This window comes from Saccharopolyspora sp. NPDC002686, from assembly GCF_040295745.1.
In the GTDB taxonomy this organism is placed as follows: domain Bacteria; phylum Actinomycetota; class Actinomycetes; order Mycobacteriales; family Pseudonocardiaceae; genus Saccharopolyspora; species Saccharopolyspora oryzae.
In genome coordinates this window covers 1-1660 of the sequence record NZ_JBEOVY010000640.1, presented here as the reverse complement: position 1 = coordinate 1660, position 1660 = coordinate 1, and the positions used below count along the sequence as shown (strand labels likewise).

Sequence of the window (1660 nt, the reverse complement as noted above, 5' to 3'; positions counted from 1 at the left end):
CTGACCGCGTTCCTCACCGGCATCACCGAGCCGCTGGAGTTCTCGTTCATCTTCGTGGCCTGGCCGCTGCTGCTTGTGGTGGCAGATCGCGGCCGCCGAAACCGCTGCGTGGAAGAACTCGTGGTACCCGAAGGTCTTGGGCCACGGGTCCGGCCAGCGGCACGCGTAGAAGATCGCACCTGCGGTGTAGAGCAGACCGCCGACCACCAGCAGCACCAGTGCGGCGACCCCGGAGCTGTGCAGCAGGTCGGGCAGCACGAACACGGCGACCCAGCCCAACGCGATGTACACCGGCACGCCGACCCAGCGCGGCGCGTTCGGCCAGGCGAGCTTCAGGATCACGCCGCCCAGCGCGCCACCCCAGACGATCGCCAGCACCACGGCACCCGTGGTCGGCTGCATCGCGACCATCGCGAACGGGGTGTACGTGCCCGCGATGAACAGGAAGATCATCGAGTGGTCGAGCCGGCGCATCCAGGTCCGGGCACCGACGGTCTTCCACGTCTTGCGGTGGTAGAGGGCGCTGACGCCGAACAGGCCGAGCACGGTCGCCACGTAGATCGAGGTGCCCACCGCCGCGCGCGCGGACACGGTCGCGGCGGCGAGCGTGATCAGCGTGGCACCGGCGGCGATCGACACCACCAGCGACCAGAAGTGGATCCAGCCGCGCATCCGCGGTTTGACGAACGCGGTCGGGCGGCGGGCGGAGAGGGCGCTAGTCACACCTCGAGGTTACGGGACCGTAAGTTTTCGCCGAGCGTGATCCGCACTGCATCCGCCCGAGCGCTCCGGGCCACCCGAGCACCGGGGCTCACCGGATCCGCGTAGGCTCAGCTGGCGTGGCGTTCAAGGTCCGGTTGAAAGAACTCATCTACGGCGTCTACGAGCGACGACTCCGCCGGAAGCTGGACGGCGTGCAGCATCCTCGGCACGTCGGCGTCATCCTGGACGGAAACCGCAGGTGGGCGAAGGAAGCCGGGCTCGACGCCGCGCACGGCCACCAGGCCGGGGCCCGCAAGATCGCCGAGCTGCTGGGCTGGTGCGAAGAGGCCGAGGTCGAGGTGGTCACGCTGTGGCTGCTGTCCACCGACAACCTCAACCGCACCTCCGACGAGCTCAACGCGCTGATGGAGATCATCGCCGGAGTCGTCGACGAGCTGACCCACCCGGACACGCCCTGGCGGGTGCGGATCGTCGGTGCGCTGGACGTGCTGCCGACGGAGACCGCGGCGCGCCTGTCCGCCGCCGCGCTGCGCACCAAGGGCCGCACCGGCATGCAGGTCAACGTGGCGGTCGGCTACGGCGGCCGCCGGGAGATCGCGGACGCGGTGCGCAAGCTGCTGCAGTGGCACGCCGAGGCGGGCACCACCATCGAGGAACTCGCCGAGGTCCTGACGGTCGACCACATCGCCGAGCACCTCTACACCTCCGGCCAACCCGACCCCGACCTGCTGATCCGCACCTCGGGCGAGCAGCGGTTGTCCGGCTTCATGCTGTGGCAGTCCGCGCACTCCGAGTTCTGGTTCACCGAGGCCTACTGGCCGGCCTTCCGCCGAGTCGACTTCCTCCGCGCCTTGCGCGACTACGCAGTACGCCACCGCCGCTTCGGAGGCTGACCCCGATCGACCGGAGGCTAGCAGTCGCGGGGCCCCCTCCCGCT

At 69.8% G+C, this 1660-nt stretch carries 2 protein-coding genes; one reads left to right on the top strand and one right to left on the bottom strand.

The window, feature by feature from the left end; genetic code table 11:
• A partial coding sequence (gene trhA, locus ABTZ89_RS38545; protein WP_351054418.1) for a PAQR family membrane homeostasis protein TrhA occupies positions 1–672 on the bottom strand: 672 nt, incomplete at its 3' end.
• 167 nt (positions 673–839) lie between these two features.
• On the opposite strand from trhA, the gene ABTZ89_RS38540 reads away from it, so the two are divergent.
• The gene (locus tag ABTZ89_RS38540) at positions 840–1616 is read left to right on the top strand and encodes an isoprenyl transferase (protein ID WP_270948910.1); all 777 of its coding nucleotides are present in this window, start codon (positions 840–842) and stop codon (positions 1614–1616) included.
• Positions 1617–1660 lie beyond the last annotated feature (44 nt).